Source organism: Rickettsia typhi str. Wilmington, from assembly GCF_000008045.1.
In the GTDB taxonomy this organism is placed as follows: domain Bacteria; phylum Pseudomonadota; class Alphaproteobacteria; order Rickettsiales; family Rickettsiaceae; genus Rickettsia; species Rickettsia typhi.
This window is the reverse complement of the sequence record NC_006142.1, coordinates 834,887-858,258: the sequence shown is the minus strand read 5'-3', so window position 1 is coordinate 858,258 and position 23,372 is coordinate 834,887. Positions and strand designations below refer to the sequence as shown.

Sequence of the window (23,372 nt, the reverse complement as noted above, 5' to 3'; positions counted from 1 at the left end):
TATAATATGTTAATAGATTCACATTGTCACCTTAATTTACTTACTAATTTTTCATCTTGTGATTCGATCATGATATCTAGTAAAAATATTAAAACAACTAATGCTAGTTGTCTTTTTGATACTGAAATATATGATGCGGTATTTTTAGATTCTTGCATTCAAAGAGCATTAGAAAATAATGTACAGTATATACAAACTATCTGTACTAAGCTTGAAGATTTACCTTGTATTTTAAAAATAGCTGAACAATATAAAAATGTTTTTGCAAGTGTTGGTGTGCATCCATGTGAGGTTAATGAAAAGAAAAGACTAGTTACAGCTTTAGAAATAATAGCACTTACCAATTATAAGAAAATTATCAGTATAGGTGAAACAGGACTTGATTATTATCATAAGCCTTATAATAAAAAATTACAACGCGATTCATTTATAGCACATATACATGCATCATCAGCTACTAATCTACCTATTATTGTTCATACAAGAGAAGCGGATGAAGATACTATTGATATTTTAACATCAGAAATGCATAACAGCAACTTTCCAGGTTTAATACATTGCTTCACCTCGTCAAAGAATCTAGCGGCAAAAATGTTGGATATAGGTTTATATATTTCAGTCTCAGGGATTATAACTTTCAAGAATGCAACAGATTTGCAAGAAATAGTTAAATATATACCACTTGATAGGTTATTAATAGAAACAGATTCCCCTTACTTAGCTCCTACACCTATGCGTGGCAAACAAAATGAACCAGCATTTGTTAGATATGTTGCCGAGAAAGTTGCTGAACTCAAAAATATCACTTCACAAGAAGTAGCAAGTGTTACCACTCATAACTTCAAAAGATTATTTTCAAAATTTGCAAAGCATGCTAGTTTAATTTGAAAAATTTGCTACGTTGTTTCTTACTGTTAATCCAAATATACTAGTGTGTATGCTGTTGATATAATCTGAAGATGAATTGTTATTTTAAATTAAATTACACCTGTCTTCTCTGCTAATTTACTACTAAATCATCAAGATTGACAATTTAAAGTTACAAATAACACATATAGAATCATAATATTAGTTATTAATTTTAAATATTGTGAAATGGAGATGATATAGTTTTATTTTAATAGTTCATGCTTGTTAGAAAAAATTAGAAATTAAAATATGTCTTATAGCTTATTAGCAGAAATATTTTTAATATTGACACATTTTATAAAAACTAGTACTTGCTTTCATATTAATGCACGTGTAACTGAATTCTTTAGTAAAACAAAAATAATCTTTTACATATAGACCATTATTATCACGTATCTATAAAAACTTAGTTGTGAATTCTAAAATTAATATTACTAAATGAATTTTTGATGTTAAACTAAATATTATTAATTATTTTTAGATTTGGAGATTATTATGCATTGTGATTTAAGTACTAATTATACATATTATATTTTAGAGTGGCTTAGAGCACAAATTGCTCCAATGCATTTAGGTATAAAAATTCTAAAAGAATTATATGAACATGAGCATCTAGAAGATAACGGTTTTGCAAGAATTATACATGCGTATTTAACGCTTTGTGAACGCATGACTAGAAAATATTCAAAACCTGAATTTAATATTCTTGAAACAATTATTGGTGATAAAACCTATAATATTAATGAACAAGTGATTTTTAAAAAACCTTTTTGTGAACTAAGGCATTTTCAAAAAATAGGTCTTAAAAAAGAACTGCCTAAATTATTAATAGTAGCACCTATGGCAGGACATCATGCTACTTTACTTAGATCAACAGTACATGCATTATTACCGTATACTGATATTTATATTACAGATTGGACAGAAGCCAATTATGTTCCGCTTGAAGCAGGGCATTTTGATATGGATGATTATATTGACTACCTTATTGAGTTTATAAATTTTATAGGACAGAATATTCACGCTATGGCAATTTGTCAACCTACTGTTCCACTACTTGCGGCCATTAGTTTAATGTCAGAAAGTAATAGTCCAAATGTGCCGAGTTCGATGATTTTGATTGGTGGTCCTATCGATGCTAGAAAAAATCCAACTGCAGTTAATGAATTTGCTCTCAGTAAAAGCTTAGAATGGTTCTGTAAGATGCTTACAATGCAGGTGCCGCCAAACTATCCAGGATATGGTAGAAAAGTATATCCAGGTTTTCTCCAACTCGCCGGATTTATAAGTTTAAACTTATTACGTCATATAGATTCACATTTAGAATTATGGCAAAGTTTATTAAATTCTGATTATAAAAAAGCTGAGCATATTATTAAATTTTATGATGAGTATTTATCAGGTATGGATATGCCAGCAGAATTTTACTTACACACTATAGATGAAGTATTTCAACAATTTTCATTAGCAAGAGGTAAATTTATTTCTGAGAAGCGTCCGATTGATTTAAAACATATTACTCAATGTGCTTTACTTGGCATTGAAGGAGAATTAGATGATATTGCAGCAGTAGGTCAAACAAAAGCTGCTTTAAAACTTTGTGCAAATATATCTGAATCAATGAAAAGATACCATTTACAAAATGGTGTAGGGCATTATGGAGTATTTAGTGGAAGTAAATTTAAACAGTTTATAGTACCGATTATTAAAGAGTTTATCTATGATTTTGATAAAACTAATGTCCAGAAATTGAAACTTAAGTAAATATAAAAATAGTTATTGTAAGCAGATATTATATGCGTGGATCAATAAAAAACAAAATATGTTACTATACATGTCTTAACAGCATAGTATCACAGTTTTAACACCTCAATGTCATGTAGGTAAAAGTATTAATCTATATCTATGCTAAAAAAGCTTAATGTGTAAGCTTCTTTATGATATTAGTCCTTTTAGGATAATTCTTGAACCGTAAAAGCGCTTGATTTACACTGTTGCTACTAAGAATGATATGGAAAAAACTCATATGTTACTATAGTCCTGATCACAGGATGGTAGCAGCGACAACACAGTAATAACATAATATATAAATCTATATATAAATAATGCACCAAACAAATTTTGGCTTTAATAAAGTAGATTACACTAAAAAACAATGGTTAGTAAATAACATTTTTTCTAGGGTAGCTGATAAGTATGATTTAATGAATGATTTAATGAGTATTGGACTACATCGTCTGTGGAAAAATGAGTTTATTATGCAAATTCCAAATCTTAACTCTAATATATTAGATGTTGCTAGCGGTAGTGGTGATATTGCTTTACAACTCGCTAAAAAAGCAAAAGCTCGAGGTAATAATATTTCTCTAATTTTAAGTGACATAAATGAAGAGATGTTAAATAATGCTAAAAAGAAATCAATTGATCTAAATCTATTCCAGAACATGAAGTTTATTGTAGCAAATGCTGAAGAATTGCCATTCTTAGATAATAGTTTCGATTATTATACTATAGCATTTGGTATTAGAAACGTACCTGACATTAATAAAGCTTTAAAGGAAGCTTATAGGGTATTAAAGCCTATGGGGAAGTTTATATGTCTTGAGTTTTCAAAAGTAAAAGAAGGCATCTTAAAAGATTTTTATAAATTCTACTCATTTACTATTATACCTAGTATAGGTCAAATAATCGCACGCAATAAAGAAGCATATGAATATTTGGTTGAAAGTATAGCTTTATTTCCATCACAAGATGATTTTAGAATAATGATTAAAGCATCTGGTTTTGAAGAGGTACATTATAAAAATTTGAGTGGTGGAATAGTTGCTATTCACAGTGCATATAAAATATGATAAGTAATTTTTTAAATTTAATACGTATTTTTCGTATAATCAGTAAAAGACAAATTCTTATTGATTCAAGAAGTCCTAAATATTTTAGATTTATAGGTTATATATTAGCTTTGTTTTTTGCTCCAAGCTCATTAATAAAAAAATCACGTGAAGATTACGGTAAACGTTTAACAGCTTGTTTAACTGATCTTGGGCCTATTTATATAAAATTTGGACAAACTCTTTCAACAAGAGCAGATTTAGTAGGAGCAGAGATAGCATGTTACTTAAGATTACTGCAGGATAAACTACCTCCTTTTGATGGAGTGGTGGCTAGAAAATTGATATATAAATCATTCACTCCTTATTGTAAGGAGCAACAAAGCGCTAATGCGGTCATCTTGTCACACAAACAAAAGGTTGAAACGCATTCTACAAATACTTGTAATGCAGCTCTTCCTTTCCGACACTTCGACAATAATCCAATCGCTGCTGCCTCAATCTCACAAGTACATAAAGCGCAACTTATCACTGGTGGATATGTAGCATTAAAAATTCTGCGTCCTGATATTCGTAAAAAATATAATAGAGATATTAGATTACTATATTTTTTTGCAAAAATTATCTCAAAATTTTCTAAAGCAAAAAGGCTAAAACCTATTACAGTAATCGATAAATTTCATGAAACTATGAAATTTGAGCTTGATTTGAGGTTAGAGGCAGCAGCCGCTTCTGAGCTTAAGGATAATATGCGGAATGATATTAATGTTATAATCCCTAAAATATATTGGGATTTAACGTCAGAAAATATACTAACTACTGAGTGGTTGGATGGAATTTCTATATATGATATTCCGCTACTAAAAGGAATGAACTTAGAACCAAAAAAAATAGCTCAGGATTTTGCTGTAATGTTTTTCAATCAAGCTTACAGAGATGGATTTTTCCATGCAGATTTACACGCAGGTAATATTTTAGTGAATAACCAAGGGAAGATTATTCTGCTTGATTTTGGAATTATGGGTAGACTTAAAGAAAAAGATCGTTTATCAGTTGCAGAAATTCTGTTTGCCTTTTTAAAACGTGATTATAAATTAGTCGCTAAAGTACATTTAAGAGCAGGTTATATTCCTGCAAATACTGATTTAGATTTGTTTGCTAGAAGTTGTAGAGCAGTCACTGAACCTATAGTAGGAATACCAACAAAAAATATTTCAATTGGCAAGTTGTTGACGCATTTATTTAAAATCACAGAAGATTTTGGTATGGAAGTACAGCCAGATTTATTGATATTACAAAAGACTTTAATAATGGTGGAAGGGATAGGAAGGCAGTTAGACAGTAATGTTAATATGTGGCAGCTAGCTGAACCTTGGATTAAAAAATGGGCAGTAAAAAATCTCAGTCCTGAAGCGAAGTTATTACGTTTGATCAAGCACTACTTTAACAGTATAAATGATATTACTTAAAATATAAAATCATTAATAATCATTAATATTATAATTTGATATTTTAAGAAATTATTATAAATCTCATAGATTGATTTATTAAGTATCTTTTTTTATTGATTGTAACAATGATAAATTTATATTGCCTACAAATCAAGAATAATAAGACAAAAGTATGCTAAAAGGTAATATAGAATAGGTAGAGTTTGAAAAATTAATTGCTGCAGATATTCTGTTCAATACTACTAACTTTTATTAAGAGAAGAGATGGTCAAAATATCTTTATTTATGAATTAACGATAGTAGTTGATTGTTTTATTATAATTATAATCTATATAACTAATAGTGAATTAAATCAATTTTGTATTACACCCAAAATATATTATATCGGTAATGTAGGGTGCAGGTAGGTTTAAAACGTGAATATAGTGTCTGTACTAGTAACAATCTTTTTATGATTACAACTAGATTTAAATATATCTATTCTGATATAGAGCCTAGATAATCATTTTATTATTTGTAGATCTTCACATGAGATCTTTAAATTGGCTTAAGTTAATAATTATAGTTACAAAACCATTACAAGATAGTGACTTGTACTTGTAAATGTAAAAATTCTTTTGCAATAAAATTATTTTAGCTCACTCTTATTTAAATAGCTTCAAGATATATCATTTAGTGTTACTAAAATATTTAACTTTATACATAAGGATTTTTGTTTTTTACATAAGTAAATCTGATAGGAATACCATGCATATCAAAAGTATCGCGCATATTATTTACTAAATATCTGGTATAACTATCAGTAATTTTTTCTGGATTATTAGAAAATAGCTTGAAAGTAGGTGGACGTGTTTTTGTTTGTGTCATATATTTTATACGTACTCTTCTGCCACATTTTTGTAGAGGTAATGTATGTACTTTTGTAGTAAAATTAAGCCATTCATTTAATTTTCCAGTCGTTATTTTCTTATTCCAAATTTTATAAATTTTAAGACAAGCATCTAGAACTTGCTCGATATTTTGTTTATTTATAGCTGAGATAAATAGAACTGGGACACCTTTAATTTGCGGTAAATGAGTATTTATCTGATAATAAAATTCTGCCTGAAACGCTTCTTTTTCAGATTCTTCAACTAAATCCCATTTATTAACTACTATAATTATACTTCTTCCCTCATTTATAATATGGTTTGCAATATTTAAATCTTGCTGTTTTAAATGAGCTAAAGCATCAATCATTAAGATTACGGTATTAGCAAATTTAATAGCGTTAATAGTATCTGATGTTGATAATTTTTCTAAAGATGCTGTTATGGTAGATTTTTTACGTAGTCCAGCCGTATCAATCAATTTAATATGAGTATTTTTATATTGCCAATCAATTTCAATCGATTCACGCGTAATTCCTGCTTCAGGACCTGTTAATAATCTTTCATCATTAATAATAGCATTTATAAAAGTAGACTTCCCAGCATTAGGTCTGCCACTAACTACTATCTGCAAACAATCTCCCCTGAACGGATCTGCTATATTTCGCTCAATTGATTCTTTTATAGATAATTTAGCAATAATTTCGTCATATAAATCAATTAATCCTGTGCCATGTTCTGCAGAGATAATTACAATACTATCAAACCCTAATTTGTAGTACTCTTTATCAAAATCAAAAGCTTTTTCACACTTATTAACTACCAATATACAATGCTTGTTGTATTTGCGAACAAAGCTACTAAGTAGCTTATCATCAGGTAATACTCCACTTCTACCGTCAACCATAAGGCAAATTAGATCTGCCTCTAAAATTGCTTGAGTAGTTTGTTCCATTAACCTCTTTCCCATATTATCAGGATTCTCTTCCAGTCCCGGGGTATCAATTAACAAAAATTTAAAAGAGCCAATTTTGCCATCGGTATATTTTCTATCTCTAGTTACACCTGGCAAATCATGAACTATAGCCTTTTTACGTATGCTTAATCTATTGAAAAGTGTTGATTTGCCTACATTAGGACGACCAACTAAAGTAATGATTTTTTTAGTCATTATTAATATATTATTATGGTTAAGAAAAGAATGAATAATGCTCTGATAAAACCTACTACATTTGCTATTATAATATATGTATTTATTATTAATATGTTGTATATAAGCCAACTACAAAGAATACTAATACTTATAGTGCACGCTAGTATAGAAACGGAATTTGAATATGTGTAAGCACAAATCTTATAAATCTGTACATAAAACATAAAATTGCCAATTGTACCGACAATAGTTATATATTGTCCATAAAGTTTTCCTGCCGTATATTTTGTTACAAAAAATGGTCGATGTCATACTCTTGTGTGTAGTGCATGTCCCAAAAACAAATTGTTTAGTGTTGCCTAGTGCGATTATACCAATATTGTTTATAAACAGAATAAAAATAAATACTGAATAATTTTAGTATTTTATACCGGATTTAGTGGAGAAGCTACTACAAAAATTTGCAATTATCGGTATATGATCTGAAGGTTTTTTTTGAGTCCTAAAATTATAATCCATATAGCATTTTTCTAAATAGTCAATTGTATTATTACAACCAAGAATCATATCAATTCTCATACCTTTATTTTTTTCAAAACAACCTGCTCTATAATCCCACCATGAAAATTCTTGTTTATTCGGATGCATTAATCTATACAAATCCTCAAATCCAGAATTAAGAATAGTACGTAATTTTTTTTGTTCAACCTTAGTACAACAGGTAGTTTCAGTTAGCACCTTAGATGAATATACGTCTATATCGAACGGAGCAATATTGAAATCACCACCTATGATAGTTTTTTCGTAACAAGATTTTTTAGTGGATAGATAATTGATAAAATTATCATAAAATTTAAGCTTTTCTACAAATTTATTGCTACTGACAAATGAACCATTAGGAGCATAGAGTGAGATGATATTACTATATCCTATAGATAATGATAATTTTATTTCTATGAATCTTGCTTGATCACTGCAGTAATTATTCTGAAAGTCCTTAATGATTTTATCAGCTGGAAATTTTGAAATTATAGCAACGCCGTTATATGATTTTTGTCCATGAACATAAAAATGATAAGGTAAATCAGATAATTCATCAAAAGGAAATTTTTCTGTTTCGCATTTTATCTCTTGTAATAATAAAATGTCCAGATTTTCTTTAGATAAAAAGTTACGCAATAAATTAAGTCTTGTTTTTATGGAATTAATATTCCAAGTAGCTATTTTCATTTTATTTTTGTATCTTTTAATTTTTAATTATAGCCTTTCTACTCAAGAAGATCAAAATGATAGTCTAAGAGACTAGTAATAAATGCTCCAGATTACTACAATTATTGAGTATTTTATTGTATAATAATTACTATCGTAGATATCTAATAATACGCTAAAAGCTATGTGCTATAATACAGTTATTAACCACTCTTAATATTCTCTTAATTGAATGTGCATTAATAATAAAATCTCGTAATATTGCACTGAAATTAGCAGTAATGAAAGAAAAAAATAGCCTAAAACAAGTTATAGGTTTAATTTTGTAGATAATAACCATGGCAACTCCTAATAATTATAAAAGTTGCTTGCCTAAATGAACTGCAAATTGCAACTATATTATTTAATAATTGTTCTAGATAATTTTTTCCGTGCACTGTTTATTATAATAGTTTAATCATTTAATAATTGTAAAACATAGTAACACTACTATAAATTATAAAGATGCAATAGAAATAAGAAGGAGTATAATATCGATTTAACTGTAAATGTCCTATATCGTGTTTTAAGACCAAGTCTAGTATTATACAGTTACTAATAGACGGTAACAACGCAAATCAAAATGTACCGAACAACGTGCTATTTTTTTCTAATACTCAAGATAATTCTAGAAAAAGCCAAAGCAAGGCAACTAAATAAACTTATAATATATAAACCAACACTAATCTATAGATTTAGATAATAGAATATTATTAGGTATGTCTTAATAATTTTTTTATATTCGTTTCTTTCAGAAAATCATCTATAGCAAAATTAAATTGTTCAACTATATTTAAAGATACAGTTTTTTTCTGAACATTAAGTAGTGGAATTTTACATTTAATGGTATTTCTAATATATCACTAATTTATTGTACTTCCTAGAAGGATTAATTATACTGAAAATTCCATCACTAATGAAACCGTCAATTTCTTGATTGATTATTCCGTTTATCAATTCAATATTATTTTGATATATTCGATAATATTTTGATTTCTTTCATTATATAAAAACCTCGTACTCGTAAATTTAGGCACTCCGTATACAGTACATTGTACTATCACTAACTGAAGATTAAATATATTTGTGCTGTTAATACATGAACATTTTAGAAATTTAACTTTGTGCTATAAGTGATTCAATAATAAATAATGATAATTCTTTAAGCCAATAAGGCTTTAAAAATAAGCATAATTACTACTATCAGTAGTATAAATGTCTCTTGCTATCGTGTCAGCATTGTATCTTTGAGTATCTAATTTACATTGATACCAGTTATTTTGATTGTATTCAATATTGATACCTATTTTTTTGCAATAGCATTCATTAATTCTATGTCCATATCAGAAACGGTAATATGGACCCGTTTTAAGGATGTGAAGTATTGGTAATGCTGATTTACATACCATGCATTTATCAAGGTTTTTCTTTTTCCACATATTAAAGTTGCTTGCTGTTCATGTTCATTTATGTCAATGTTTAAAACATGAAAATTTTTAGTAATTAGCAATAATTTGTATTGTATGTATTTTTTAAAACAGTATATTACTAAATAACTTTAACTTAACTGGATCTCGCATTCAAGTCGTGGGATGATAATACTACATTAATTTCACCGTCAAAAAATTTAATATTTAGACTCTGCTCATTTGTAGCAGTAGATTTAGAAGATAAGAAATTTCCTGCGTCTCCTGTAACTATAGCAAAACCTCGTTTTAATACGTTATGATAATCCAGGCTTGCAAGTAATGTACTGTTTAATTCTAATTTATATTCAAAGTTTTTCAAAGTATTATTTACAGATTTTAATAGATAAGCTGTTTGATGTGTTAATTCTAATATTTTGTAATTGATGATTTTAGCATAATTGATCCTTTCTTTAGCAAAAGATTTAAGCTTTGTTTCTTTGAGAGCAATACAGCGTATTAAAACATCTAGCAAATTAAAACCGGTTTCGTCTAGTAATTGTTGCCTATTATTTATATAATATGCGAAATATCTGTGTATTTTATCGTAATTTACTATACTTTGTTCGTGATATTTAATTAATCGGTTAGTATTATTCAATAATATTTTCTCATAAGATTGGATAGTATTATTCAAAATAGATCGTACAGGTACAGCAAATTCTGCAGCAGCAGTAGGTGTTGGGGCTCTTTTGTCTACTGCTAAATCTATTAAAGTATAATCTGCTTCATGACCTACTGCAGAAATAATAGGAATTTTTGAGTTATAAGCAGCACGTACTAATATCTCATCGTTAAATGACCAAAGATCTTCTATAGAACCACCACCTCTAGCAACAATTATCACACTTGGTTTATGTATCTCTTCTAAATTGTTAAATCCTTCAATCGCTTCAGCCATTTCATGGCTAGAATTTTCGCCTTGCACGCTAACCTGCCATATTATTATCCGAGTTGGACAACGTTCACGAATACGATGAATAATATCTTTAATAACAGCGCCTGTTATTGAAGTGATAACGCCTATTTTATCCGGTAAAAAAGGTATAGGAATACGTTTCTTATTAAATAGTCCTTCTTTTTCTAAACGAATTTTGCGTTCATTAAGAATTTGTATCATAGCTCCAAGCCCTGCGGGTTGCAAATTATCTACCGATAATTGATAGCGTGAATTACCTGAGTAACTTGAGAGTTTACCACCAATGACTACTTCCATGCCATCATTTAAAGGAAATTTTATTTTAACAAGAATAGGACGCCAACAAGTACAAGCTAAAATGGCAGTATTTTCTTTTAAGTTAAAATAAGCATGACCTGAGCTAGATATTTTTAAACCAGAAATTTCTCCTTTGACCTTAATATGGCCAAAATTATTTTCTATTAATTCTTTAATTTTATTAGAAATCTCACTAACTGAAAACTCTTTAGGTACTTGATTTGCAATGTCATTGTCTATCATGGATATTATTTCATCACGTGAGTTTATTTATATGAGTATTGTATTACATATTTTGTATAAGATGCTATGATTGTGTTGTGGATATTACATAATACTTAATACATAAAATAACCTTCCACTGTAAAAGAGCAAGTAAAATTTTTAAATATTTGCTATATTAATAATAGCTTGCTATTATTTCGTACTATTGAATATTTAGATAACATAATAAATGTAAATGCGACTAATATACCTAATTATTATCGTACTATTTCCTCTAGTTAGTTTTACTCAACAGTTTAAGCAAAATCAAAGCGTTAAATATGATCTAATTGCAGACTTCGTGTTCGTAGAGTATAATGAAAGTAAGAATTTGATATATGCTAAAGGTAATATAAAAATTATTACTGATGAGTATTTATTGACGACAAATAATTTACTTTATGATGTAAAAAACGATATTTTATGGGCAGAAAATATTCGTATTAAGGATAAACAAAACAGAATAATAGAGGGTGATAAAGCAGTTTTAAAAAATGAATTTAAGCAAGGTATTATATCTGAATTCATTTGTCTGGCTGGTGATAATAATCTCTTAATTGCTAAACTTGCAGAAAGAATAGATGAAAATAACCTTAAGTTGTATGATGCCGAATTTACCCCTTGCGATGTTACTTGTAATAGCAAACCTATTTGGCAAATTTCAGCTCATGATACTTATATTCAATCAGCAGATCATAGAGTAGTTTATAAAAACGTATTTTTTGAAATATATGGTGTGCCGGTTTTTTACTTACCGTATTTTTTCCATCCGACTCCTACTGCGCCTGCAACTTCGGGATTATTAGTACCTGATGTGAAAAATCAAGGATTTGGTATTCCAATATATCTGCGTGCAAAGCCTAATATTGATTTTACTCTTACTCCAAGAATTGTTAGTAAATATCAAACTTATGAGTTAGAAGCGCGTTATCGTCTGAATGATACTGATAATATGAGCTTTCAAGGTAGTTATGGGCAGTTACCTTATTTGCTCAAAAAAGACGGAAGTGTAGTAAAAAATAGAAAAGTATCTTCTTATCATTATATAGCAAGTGGTAATTTTATTAGTAGAGATCAAATTTATGATTATGGTTTTAGAATCGAACGTACATCAGATAAAGCTTATTTAAAAAATTATTATAATAACTACTCTTCATATTTAACTTCTAAAATATTTTTATATAAAATTCATAATGCTGATTATTTTACGATGGAAGTATTAAGTTTTCAAGGATTGGGTAGTAATGATAGTAAATATACTGATCCGTTAGTATTCCCGAAAATCAATACAAAAAATGTGATACATCTTGATGATAATGGTGACAGCTATATCGTTGTTGAAAATAATACGTTAATGTACAAAGCAAGGATAGGAAACCAAATTGCTCGTACATCTTTACAATTATCATTTATACATCATGTACTAACTTCTTCAGGACAAATTTTAAATTTTATAGCAAAAGATAGAGGTGATTTTTATCTTGCTAGGAGTGTTTATCTAGATAAACAAAGAAAAAATCAAGCATTTCACAGGAATATACCGGAATTGCAAACTTTATGGCGTTATCCGTTAGTAGGTAATATTACAAAAACGATAAATTTACTTATTGAGCCGATCGTTTCTTTTAGTATTGGACGTAAATTATCTAAGCAAGATAAACAATTTGTTATAATTGATCCTGTTAAGTATGAATTATCAGAGAAAAATATCTTTTTATCAAATCGTTATAGTGGTATTGATTGTCATGATTTCGGTAATAGATTAAGTTATGGCGTAAATGCTAGTATTGCTCAAGAAGACAATTATTTAAAATTATTTTTAGGTCAGTCCCGTAATATACGGTATAGTATAGATTTGCATACTGATGATACAGAAAATGTAGGGCAGATACTAGGTAATCTTTCTAATAATTTAGAAGTGTTTTATAACTTCCGGCAAGATAGATATTTTCGGCCTATTAGAGATGAAGTTGGCGGTAATTTTAACTATAATAAAATAAACTTTTTAGGTAGTTTTATTCAGCTTACCAATCTTAAAAAATATTATTCTGTAGAAAATATAAAAGTGTCAAATAATAGAGTGCGACAATTTTATGGGGAAATAAATTATCAGCTAGCAGAAAATTGGAATATAGGCTTTGCAACACGCATTGATCTCTCTAGACGTTCTCCAAATCTATTTACTCGAACTATTAGGGTGACATATGCTAAAGATTGTGTTAGAATCACTACAAAGATTTATTCCGATTATCTAGCTGATGGGAGTAGAGGAATCAAAAAGACTACATCTTCTCCTACTGTTGCTGTGAGTTTAAAGGTTTTGAATATGTGAGTTTAGCATTGTGTTTGTGTGGATAGTTGTTTTTGTTGTTATTGTCAAGAGTTAAGAAATGTTGCAATCAAGAAAAAGTAATATAAAGTGCTATTTAGAAATTTTGAACTGGATTGTTTCGTTAATTATTGCGTAATTTTCAATATGTTGCTATCCATATTAAATCTATGTTAATTATTACGTTATGTGAGACGAGAAATATGCATAAATTATTATTAATCATTACTGTTTTTTCCACTTTTAATGTAGCGCAAGCATCATTAACTAGTATAGTAGCATCAGTAAATGATAAACCTATTACTTTTAATGAGTTCCATGCTAGAAAAAAAATGATCATGGTACTAAATAATGTAGAAAATTTAACTTCTGATCAAGATAAGCAACTGAGTGACTTAGCAATCAACAGCTTAATTGATGAATCTTTACTTTTTCAATATGCAGGCGATAGAGAAATCCAGCAAGACGAGATAGATAACGCTATTAAATCTATTGAAGATCGTAATAAAATGCCTCATGGTTCTCTTCTTCAGTATCTAAAAAATAAATCTGTAAATCCTGAGAGTTTTATTTTTCAAATTAAATCTGAGTTGATTAAAATGAATATTTTATCAAGTTTATCACGATCAGTACAAGTAAGTAATAAAGAAATAGATGTAGCAATTTTATCTAGTGATCAAAAAGATGTAGAAATTTTAATGCAAGTATTCAGATCTAAAGATGGTAGTAATAAAGCATTTACAAAGATGAATTATTTAAAAAATCGGTTAAAAAAATGTTCTGATGTTAAAAAAACTCTTTACGATAAATTTGCTACTATGCAACTTATTACAAGTAAGCTTAGCAAGCTAGGAGGAGTAAAGCAAACTATTGTAAAGGATTTAATACCTGATAAAGCTAGTAATGTTTTTGAGGTAAATAATAAGTTCGAAATAATATTAGTGTGCAGTAAAAAAATCTTAAATGTTACTGTAGATGAAAATAATTATGTAGTAAACTTCCTAACAAATAAAAAGATTTCGCAAAAAGCACAAAAAATATTTAAAAATATGCGCAAAAAAGCTGCTATAACTATAATGTTCCCATCTTAGGTTATTGTCACAACAAAAGTAATAGTTATTTTTATAATGGATTGCATTATCTTGCCCCATCAAGTTGATAATGAGTCTTGTTGTTCATGTAAACGTTTAAAATAAATCCATGCTTCCTTCAATCGCAAAACATGCTGCATCTCATCAAATTAATCCTCTAAAAAAACATGGACAAAATTTTATTTTTGATAGTAGCCTATGTGATAAAATTATACGTGCTAGTAACATTTCAGAAAATAGCAAAGTGATAGAAATAGGACCTGGCGTAGGAGGGTTAACTAGGTCAATTTTACATAAAAATCCTAAATCCTTAACTGTTATAGAAATCGATGAGCGCTGCATACCACTACTGAATGAGATTCAAGGATATTATCCTAATCTCAATATTATTAAACAAGATGTCCTTAAAATAAATTTAACTGATTTAATTTATGATAAAGTAACTGTAATTTCTAATTTACCATATCATATAGGTACTGAGTTAGTGATTAGATTGTTGAAAGAAGCGAAACTAATTACTAATATGATATTAATGTTGCAAAAAGAAGTAGTAGAACGTATTTGTGCTATGCCTTCAACTAAAGCATATGGTAGATTATCGGTAATATGTCAGATCGTAGCTAAAGTTGAAAAATGCTTTGATGTCGCACCTACTGCTTTTTATCCACATCCTAAAGTATATTCTGCGATAGTTAAAATAATACCTTTAGAAAATCCACCGTCTATTGCTTTGATAAATAAAGTTGAGCAAATAACAAAACTTGTTTTTGCAGGACGACGTAAAATGATCAAATCTTCACTAAGAAATCTTGTACCTAATATACATGAAGTATTAACTCAGTTGAAAATTAACAATAATGATCGCGCTGAAAATCTTACTCCTAAAGATTATTTAAGAATTGCTATGCAGTTATAAGCAAATTTAATTTATAATTAAAAGCTTTTTAGTGAGAATTAATAAGATTTTTTAGGAATAGTTATTCATTTTGCAAAATATTCTTAGAATTTATAGCAAAAAAGAATTAAATTATCGGTCTAAATTTGTTTACTCATAACCTAAGATATTATAAGCTTCAATTATTCAGCTTGATCTAATTTTTTTGGTTCTACCTCTCGCTGTAATTTATACTCTGCTGCTTTCTCTTCTATATAGTTAAAGAAGAAATAACAAAATGTTAAAAAGCTAGTTAAAATGATTGTAAAAGTTATTAATATTAATTTAAGTTCTTGTTTAGAGTTTTTAGCTTTTAATTGTCTTCTTTCCTCTTCATCAATTATAAACTTAGGTAATATATTGGATTCTTCTTTATTTTGCATGTGTTACCTTATATTCAGTTCATTAAAAATTAATGATAGAGTAATATCATTTTAGTAAATTACGATATTAAGATACTTAAAATATGTCAACAATTTTTAATCATTAGTTGTGATTAAATATCATATCAACAATTGATTATTTACTAACAGATCAAGTTGTAATTATTGATTTTTCTTAATTTTTAGAAAAATCTCTTTTAAAGTGGATGAAGTGTTTAAGCGTGCTTTATTGTTTTGGTATTATGTAAGTAAGATAAGTTGTAATATGTAAGCATTTTAATAATTATTATTATGTCCATTTTAGAACTCAATGCTTTATTCATGGGTTTTTATCAAATCATCAAAAATAGTTGAAATACTTTTTCAGTAATGAGTAATGCGTTTAATTGCTCCTCATTGTTAAGTAGAGCTTTGTATTTATATAATATAATAAGCATATAATAAGCATTTTGAATAGCTATTTCAGTTATTTGAATAATAATATTTTTTGATCCAGATATCATTTTTAAAGCCTTATTAATAATTTGTTCTTTGTCATAAGATAATGGACAAAATGATAGCGGTAGCATGTAAGACATGCAATTAAGATAGAGTATGAATTTAGTGATTGAAATATTTTAAATATTGTAGCATTGGTTATATAGTATTTTGCTTTTTAATCTATACCTTATTACTATATTGCTATGAAAGTTGATGTGTTGTTCTAATAAATAATTCAATGCTTTTTTGTTGTAAATTCTAAGATTTTTTTGAAATTTATTGCAAGAAAGGTTTAAAAATTAGTTTCTTTCATATTATGCTTTAAAATATAAATATGAGATAATTAAAAATTAATGTGCTTGCATTAAAGCAAAGATCGATGATGTAGTTCTGAGTTATATTTATGGTACAATCATCGGTGAAATTAATTTGCTTTAACAATTTCGTGATTAATTATTGTAAGAAGATCAAAGCAATGTGTTAATTTGTTTATTGTTAATGTTTATAAACTATAATGGAATACTATAAATATTGATACAGTACAGGATGTAGTGATATTACACTGCATTATCTCGAAGAAAGTTATTGTATATGATGTGAAAATTTATTACATAATATTTATGTATTCCAAAATAATACAGAAAAATATAAGCTCTAGCACAATGCGAGTAAATAATATTTAGATTTTTGCCTATCTAATATTCCTTGTTTTTCCATTTTGTGGTCAAGTACGTTATTACAGCTTTTAAATTTTGCTATAGTGCATACTTATATAGTATGAGTATTATCAGGTTTTGATTTTATACAATTAAAGATTTGAGAATAAAATGATATTTATCTTTGTTAAATAAAGATTATACCTAATATTGTAATGTGCTTGATATTATTTAATAGAGCGATAATAAGCTTCAATTGCAATTTAATAATAATTAAAAACTATACACACTTTACATATTCTTTAAAATAATCAGGTTTAAGTTCAGGTGCTTTATTGTAAGTTGTAAGCAACGTGTCATAATGACAAATATTCTTCAATAGATTTACAAACAATACGAAAATGATTTTTTATCAAAATACAAACCTTAAAATTTTTAAAAGTGTTTAAAATATTTAACAGTATGTAATTATCACTCAAGAAATTTATCAAAATTATATAATTTGCTTCAAATTTTGTTGCAGCACAAAAGAAAATAATCGCAATAGACTCAATAGGTATGTTACAGAAAGGCAGAAATAACTTTTTATAATAGAAACTGGAATATTAGAACTTCTAAAGCAAGATTTAAATTTTACTATTAAAGTAGAGCTAAATTATATTAGATCAAAATTTTATAGCTAATATAACAGTCCATTCTGATATAGAACAGTAACTATTATTAAGTGATAAAGATGTAATATAGTACCAAAAAGTTATCTTAATGTTTCAAAATGCAAAAAGCCAATGTAGTATTTTATCATAGCAAACGCCTCCTTAAAATAAGGAAGCTTTGTAGACACTGAATATGTTTATATTGAATACACATACTACCTACAGTTTTTCAAGAAAAAGTGCAAGTACTTATAATAATAAGGGGTCAAAAGTGTTATTTGTACTGTATTATAGGCAATAAATTATTATCCCAATGTTTTATTGCAGAAGAATTATTTGTATACTGAACATTAGTAATGAAAAGTACTTTTTAAATGTAAAAATTAGTAGAATATAATGATTGAAACACTCAAAAGTGAGTATCTAATATTGAGAATATAAGACAATTTTAAGGTGTTTATATAGAAAAAGGTAGTAGCAACATTTGTAAAAATAGTATTTGAGCAAAATATCTTTGCTTTATGCATCACTCAATATATTTTGAATCTAAAACTTTTTAATTAGGACTAAATACTAAACTGTTAGAAGAAATTAAGAATACGAAGAAGATAAATATAAACAACTTACCACTCATGTTATAGATTGTAGAGCTTAATAATAAGTTTTATCAAAGAAATGATAAAGCTACGACTTAGATGCGAATTTATATTAATCATTGTGTTGGATGCTAAGATTAAACGTGTGTACTAGTTTATTCATTAGTAAATTTGTCTAATTATAGGCTTTTAATGGTACCCACGGCCGGACTTGAACCGGCAAGAGTTTACACTCCACGGATTTTAAGTCCGTTATGTCTACCATTCCATCACGCGGGCAATTGTTGATATTAAGACTGCACTTGCTCAGTGGAGAGATTAATAAAAAAAAAATAAAAAAGCAAGTACTTTTATCATTAATTATTAGTCTGATATAAAAAAGTTTTAAAGCTAATGTACAATAGTGAGTTTACTCATGAATTTATTAGTTAATTAACTTAAATAGTGACAAAATAGTAATAATATGATAGATTAGATTGAGAAAGCAATACTTTCTATTGCATGTTATTGACATGTTTATTGACAAATACCTTAAGGTAAGGTAGTTTTGCATAATGAATTTATCACCTATTATATTAGGTGAGGCTTAAAATTTGAGTTTCAGTTATTATAAGTGTGTATTTAAGTTCAAATAAGTAATTTCTATCGAATAAAGGTTTTTATGGCTACAAATATAGTAGGTAAAGTTAAATGGTATAATTCTACAAAGAATTTTGGATTTATTGAACAGGATAATGGCGGGAAAGATGTATTTGTACATAAATCAGCTATAGAGGCAGCAGGTTTGCATAGCCTTAAAGAAAGGCAAGAAGTAATTTTTGACATTGAAGAAAAACAAGGCAAAGCCTATGCTATTAATCTCAGAGTTAAATAATACTAAAATCAGTTATCATAAATTGTTTATAATTTGTGATATCTTATAATTATCTTTATCAATATAGTATGTCTTATAATAACCTAATAATTATTAGTAATGGCATGAATATGTCTTTAATCTCATATATCATGCTGGTTTGAATAAAAATAGTTTCATTATCGTTTTATATATTTAGTTGGTATCTTGTAATCTAGTTTAAGCATATCTTTTTTTTGATTCAGGATAATTATATGTAGTTATTTTACTAATAACTAATTTTTTCTATAAATAAATCTTATGGGATCATCATTTCTACTTTTCCTATGAGAGGGCATTTCCTATGTCCTGTTCTCGTTAAGCAATGTAGTATGTAAGAGTTCTCATCAATAATATGCATATTTTGATTTAAAACTATATTGGATTATATAATGAAAAATTTTAATTTATCTGAAGAATTAATTATTGCTCTTGAGACAATGAATATCACTGAGCCAACTGAAATACAAAAGCAATCTATCCCGGTTGCAATGTCTGGGGCAGATATACTCGCTTCTAGCCAAACAGGTTCAGGGAAGACCCTTGCTTATTTATTACCTTTAATTGATGCATTTATTAAAAACAAAACCACTGCTTTAATTCTCGTTCCGACTAGAGAATTAGCGACGCAAATACACAGTACTTTAAATAAAGTAACTATAGCCTATAAAATTAATAGTGCAGTTTTAATAGGTGGTGAACCGATGTTTAAACAATTTATGCAATTAAAAAAAAATCCGAAAGTTATTATCGGCACACCAGGACGTATTATCGAGCACTTAAATAGGAGAAGTTTAAAAATTGAGCATATAGGTATAATAGTACTTGATGAAATGGATAGAATGCTTGATATGGGTATGAAGGAACAACTAGAAGACATCAATAAATTTTTGCCAGAAAAAAGACAAGTGTTAATGTTTTCTGCGACTATGCCAAAACATATTATTGCTGTTTCTCAAAAATATTTAAACAATCCAGTACGTATTATGGTAGGCGCTACTAATAAAGCAGCAGCAGAAATAAAACAGGAATTAATGCATGTTTCTAATAAAGAAAAATTTAGTGAATTAACTAAACAACTTGGGAATAGAGTAGGATCGGTAATTATTTTTGTGAAGACTAAACGCTCTGCAGATCAATTGGCTAAAATGTTAAAATATGAAAATCATAAAGCAGAAGCTATACACGGTGATTTAAGTCAGAGTCAACGTGCAAGAGTAATTTTATCATTTCGTAAGTTAAATCATAGAATAATGGTAGCAACTGATGTAGCAGCACGTGGACTTGATATTCCTCATACACAGCATGTTATTAATTATGATTTACCTATGTGTCCTGAAGATTATTTACATAGGATAGGTAGAACTGGTAGAGCAGGTGCTATCGGGCATGCACTGTCTTTTATTTCTCCTGATGATGTTGTGAGATGGCGTGCAATTGATCGTTTAGTCAATAAAGGTGAATCTACACCACGTAGTACGTTCAGAAGTGATAAAAAAAAACGCAAAAGATCATTCGATAAAAGAACTAGTATTGGTGACAATAAGAAATTTAATTCTTTTGATAATAATTGTAGAAGAACCTTTGACTGTAACAGGTATCGTAGTACGATTTGATTTAATGCATAACTGTTATATTACTCACAATTTTATTTTTACTTTTGTTATAATTCATTTTATATAAGGAGGATCAATTCATAAATTTTAAGTGTGTACAATTTCAATCTATATTTAATATTTTATTTATATTAATAATTTCTTTTCCTGGTGGTTTAATTTATTTACTTACTGGTTCAACACTTTCTTTTTGGCTTCGAGAATCCGAATTTGATAAAATTACTATTGGGCTTTTCGGTTTAGTTAATTTTATTTATATATTAAAGTTTTTATGGGGCCCTTTACTTGAAAAAATAAGTTTTTCCACTTTAAGTAATAGAGGTTACAAGTATTGTTTAGTCATCACGCTGATTAATTGTATTGTTTGTGTATATGTTTTAACAAGTTTTAATCCTAATACTAATTTTACACCTTTTGTTTTGTGCTTAATAGTTTTAGCGTTTTTTTCCTCTATTTATGATATGTTAATTCAATCTTCGCAAATGTTATTGATTACCGATAAAAATTGGGGCATAAGTGAAGCAGCTTGTACTACTGGTTTTAGAATTGGTATACTTATATCTGGTTCTGGAGCTTTATATTTGTCCACTATTATATCTTGGCAGGATGTTTATCGCACGATGGCAATTTTATGTATACCGTCGTTACTGTTAATTATATTCTATCCGCTTAAATTTAAAGATAAGATGATTGCTAATGATTTTGATAAGTTTTTTAGTGCTTTTTATGACTTTATCAAGAAACCAAAATGGATAGTAATTATTAGTTTCATGCTTTTATATCGTCTTCAAGATAGTTTTCTTTCAATTATGCCTAATATGTTTTATCTCGATATTGGTTATACTAAACAAGATTTAGCTATTGGTTATAAAGCATTTGGTATGTGTGCTGCTATATTTGGTGGTGTTATAGGTGGATTTTTATGTCGAAAATATGAATATTCTTACTTACTGAAGAGAGTATTAATATATCATGCTTTATCTAGTCTATCTTTCATATATCTTTATTTTTTGAACCAGGATATTATAAGTCTTTATATAGCTGTTTTTTGTCAAGAATTTACTAAAGGTCTTACTATGTCACCATTTTTTTCTTATCAGCTAAAATGTTGTAGTTCTAGATATTGCATAACTCAAATTGCTTTAATTACATCTATTACCAATGTTGGCACTATATTGATAGGTAGTATATCAGGATATGCAGCGACTTATCTTGGATGGAGTTATTTTTTTATCGTAGCAGGATTATGTTTTATTCCTGCTTATATATTAATTCTATATTTACCTAAAACTATAAATAGTGTATAATTTAAATTATCATTTATTAACAAATTTATTATTGTAATTATGTTTATTCAAACTGAAGACACTCCAAATCCTGATGCAATAAAATTTTTCCCTGGACAGGAAATAAGTATTGATCAGCCGGTGTTTTTTAGTGAGCTTGCTGAAGTTAAAGGAAGAAGCACACTTGCAGAGTCGCTATTCCATATTAATAATGTGAAATCAGTTTTTTTTGGTAGTGATTTTATAACAGTCACGAAACACGCTGGAGGTAACTGGCAAGTTATAAAGCCTGAAATTTTAATGGTTATTATGGATCATTTTATTTCAGGATTTCCTGTATTTAACGAAAACACTAAAATAGATAATGAAAAACATAATATTGATATGCTTTCAGAAATAGAAAAGCAAATCATCGAGACTATTGAAACTAGAGTGCGTCCATTCGTTACTCAAGATGGTGGTGACATAATATATAAAGGTTTTGAAAGCGGTGTAGTAAAATTAGCACTTCGTGGTGCATGCCTTGGATGTCCTAGTTCTACTATTACCTTAAAAAACGGCATTGAATCAATGCTTAGACATTTTATACCAGAAGTGCAAGAAGTTCAGGCTGTAGAAGAGGATTTTGAGTAATGATAATCTATTCATTATTTAGTAATACCTTTAAAAAAATGTTTAATATCAATAATATAGCATAAATACTCTAATTTAAACTTGCAATCTCTAAATTAGGCTTATTATTTAAACTAAAAACTTTCATAAGAAAACTTTTTATTATTAGGTCATCTATATTACTAATCCGTTGCTGAGTTTTAAAAAATGATATTGATTATAAGTTCCTATTATTTAATACATCTATTGTCATGTGTTCTTTAAGCTTTATAATTTTAGAATTATGTGATTATTTTGTATATTTGAAATAAAAAATAGTTTGATTTATTATAAAATATATCTTTGTTTCTGTATTAATTACAATATATTTTATAGCTATATTTTTATCAAAAAAAAGTTAGATAGAGTTTCTATTAAATAAGATAGTGTGTACTAAA

17 protein-coding genes and 1 tRNA gene are annotated in these 23,372 nt (G+C 27.9%); 11 read left to right on the top strand and 7 right to left on the bottom strand.

What is annotated here, in order from left to right; genetic code table 11:
• Positions 1-6: 6 nt before the first annotated feature.
• The 4 genes from RT_RS03340 (at position 7) to ubiB (ending at position 5,209) form a co-directional block, all read left to right on the top strand.
• On the top strand, positions 7-888 hold the full coding sequence (locus RT_RS03340; protein WP_011191114.1) for a TatD family hydrolase: 882 nt from the start codon (positions 7-9) through the stop codon (positions 886-888).
• Between the two features lie 516 nt (positions 889-1,404).
• Complete coding sequence (locus RT_RS03335) at positions 1,405-2,673, top strand: polyhydroxyalkanoate depolymerase (protein ID WP_011191113.1); 1,269 nt, start codon at positions 1,405-1,407, stop codon at positions 2,671-2,673.
• Positions 2,674-3,014: 341 nt separating this feature from the next.
• Entirely contained in the window at positions 3,015-3,761 is a 747-nt protein-coding gene (gene ubiE / locus RT_RS03330) for a bifunctional demethylmenaquinone methyltransferase/2-methoxy-6-polyprenyl-1,4-benzoquinol methylase UbiE (RefSeq protein ID WP_011191112.1), read from the top strand.
• Positions 3,758-5,209 (top strand): 2-polyprenylphenol 6-hydroxylase, encoded by a 1,452-nt coding sequence (gene ubiB, locus RT_RS03325; protein WP_011191111.1) that lies wholly within the window; start codon positions 3,758-3,760, stop codon positions 5,207-5,209. Before ubiE ends, ubiB begins: the two co-directional genes overlap by 4 nt.
• Positions 5,210-5,887: 678 nt before the next feature.
• Here ubiB and der read toward each other — a convergent pair.
• From der to xseA, 4 genes are all read right to left on the bottom strand, one after another.
• Complete coding sequence (gene der / locus RT_RS03320; RefSeq protein WP_011191110.1) at positions 5,888-7,231, bottom strand: ribosome biogenesis GTPase Der; 1,344 nt, start codon at positions 7,229-7,231, stop codon at positions 5,888-5,890.
• Between the two features lie 2 nt (positions 7,232-7,233).
• The gene (locus tag RT_RS04595) at positions 7,234-7,467 is read right to left on the bottom strand and encodes a hypothetical protein (RefSeq protein WP_081420751.1); all 234 of its coding nucleotides are present in this window, start codon (positions 7,465-7,467) and stop codon (positions 7,234-7,236) included.
• A gap of 163 nt (positions 7,468-7,630) precedes the next feature.
• Complete coding sequence (gene xth / locus RT_RS03315; protein ID WP_011191108.1) at positions 7,631-8,443, bottom strand: exodeoxyribonuclease III; 813 nt, start codon at positions 8,441-8,443, stop codon at positions 7,631-7,633.
• 1,581 nt (positions 8,444-10,024) lie between these two features.
• On the bottom strand, positions 10,025-11,386 hold the full coding sequence (xseA, locus tag RT_RS03310) for an exodeoxyribonuclease VII large subunit (RefSeq protein WP_011191106.1): 1,362 nt from the start codon (positions 11,384-11,386) through the stop codon (positions 10,025-10,027).
• Between the two features lie 217 nt (positions 11,387-11,603).
• Here xseA and RT_RS03305 point away from each other — a divergent pair, with 217 nt between their 5' ends.
• The 3 genes from RT_RS03305 (at position 11,604) to rsmA (ending at position 15,743) form a co-directional block, all read left to right on the top strand.
• On the top strand, positions 11,604-13,739 hold the full coding sequence (locus RT_RS03305; RefSeq protein ID WP_011191105.1) for an LPS-assembly protein LptD: 2,136 nt from the start codon (positions 11,604-11,606) through the stop codon (positions 13,737-13,739).
• 200 nt (positions 13,740-13,939) lie between these two features.
• The gene (locus RT_RS03300) at positions 13,940-14,827 is read left to right on the top strand and encodes a SurA N-terminal domain-containing protein (RefSeq protein ID WP_011191104.1); all 888 of its coding nucleotides are present in this window, start codon (positions 13,940-13,942) and stop codon (positions 14,825-14,827) included.
• Between the two features lie 109 nt (positions 14,828-14,936).
• Positions 14,937-15,743 carry a 16S rRNA (adenine(1518)-N(6)/adenine(1519)-N(6))-dimethyltransferase RsmA gene (gene rsmA / locus RT_RS03295; RefSeq protein WP_011191103.1) on the top strand — a complete coding sequence of 269 codons (807 nt, stop codon included), beginning with the start codon at positions 14,937-14,939 and terminating at the stop codon, positions 15,741-15,743.
• A gap of 161 nt (positions 15,744-15,904) precedes the next feature.
• Here rsmA and RT_RS03290 read toward each other — a convergent pair whose 3' ends face one another.
• The 3 genes from RT_RS03290 to RT_RS03280 form a co-directional block, all read right to left on the bottom strand.
• The gene (locus RT_RS03290) at positions 15,905-16,144 is read right to left on the bottom strand and encodes an RP671a family tick cell line-upregulated protein (RefSeq protein WP_011191102.1); all 240 of its coding nucleotides are present in this window, start codon (positions 16,142-16,144) and stop codon (positions 15,905-15,907) included.
• Between the two features lie 332 nt (positions 16,145-16,476).
• Entirely contained in the window at positions 16,477-16,713 is a 237-nt protein-coding gene (locus RT_RS03285; protein ID WP_014419457.1) for a hypothetical protein, read from the bottom strand.
• 2,009 nt (positions 16,714-18,722) lie between these two features.
• A tRNA-Leu gene (locus RT_RS03280) sits at positions 18,723-18,808 on the bottom strand.
• Between the two features lie 382 nt (positions 18,809-19,190).
• On the opposite strand from RT_RS03280, the gene RT_RS03275 reads away from it, so the two are divergent.
• The 4 genes from RT_RS03275 (at position 19,191) to RT_RS03260 (ending at position 22,956) form a co-directional block, all read left to right on the top strand.
• Positions 19,191-19,403, top strand: a complete 213-nt coding sequence (locus tag RT_RS03275) for a cold-shock protein (protein ID WP_011191100.1) — start codon at positions 19,191-19,193, stop codon at positions 19,401-19,403.
• Positions 19,404-19,813: 410 nt separating this feature from the next.
• Complete coding sequence (locus RT_RS03270; protein WP_011191099.1) at positions 19,814-21,037, top strand: DEAD/DEAH box helicase; 1,224 nt, start codon at positions 19,814-19,816, stop codon at positions 21,035-21,037.
• 80 nt (positions 21,038-21,117) lie between these two features.
• Positions 21,118-22,344: an AmpG family muropeptide MFS transporter gene (locus tag RT_RS03265; RefSeq protein WP_011191098.1), complete on the top strand. Its 1,227-nt coding sequence runs from the start codon at positions 21,118-21,120 to the stop codon at positions 22,342-22,344.
• A gap of 39 nt (positions 22,345-22,383) precedes the next feature.
• Entirely contained in the window at positions 22,384-22,956 is a 573-nt protein-coding gene (locus tag RT_RS03260) for a NifU family protein (RefSeq protein WP_011191097.1), read from the top strand.
• The last annotated feature ends 416 nt before the right edge of the window (positions 22,957-23,372 follow it).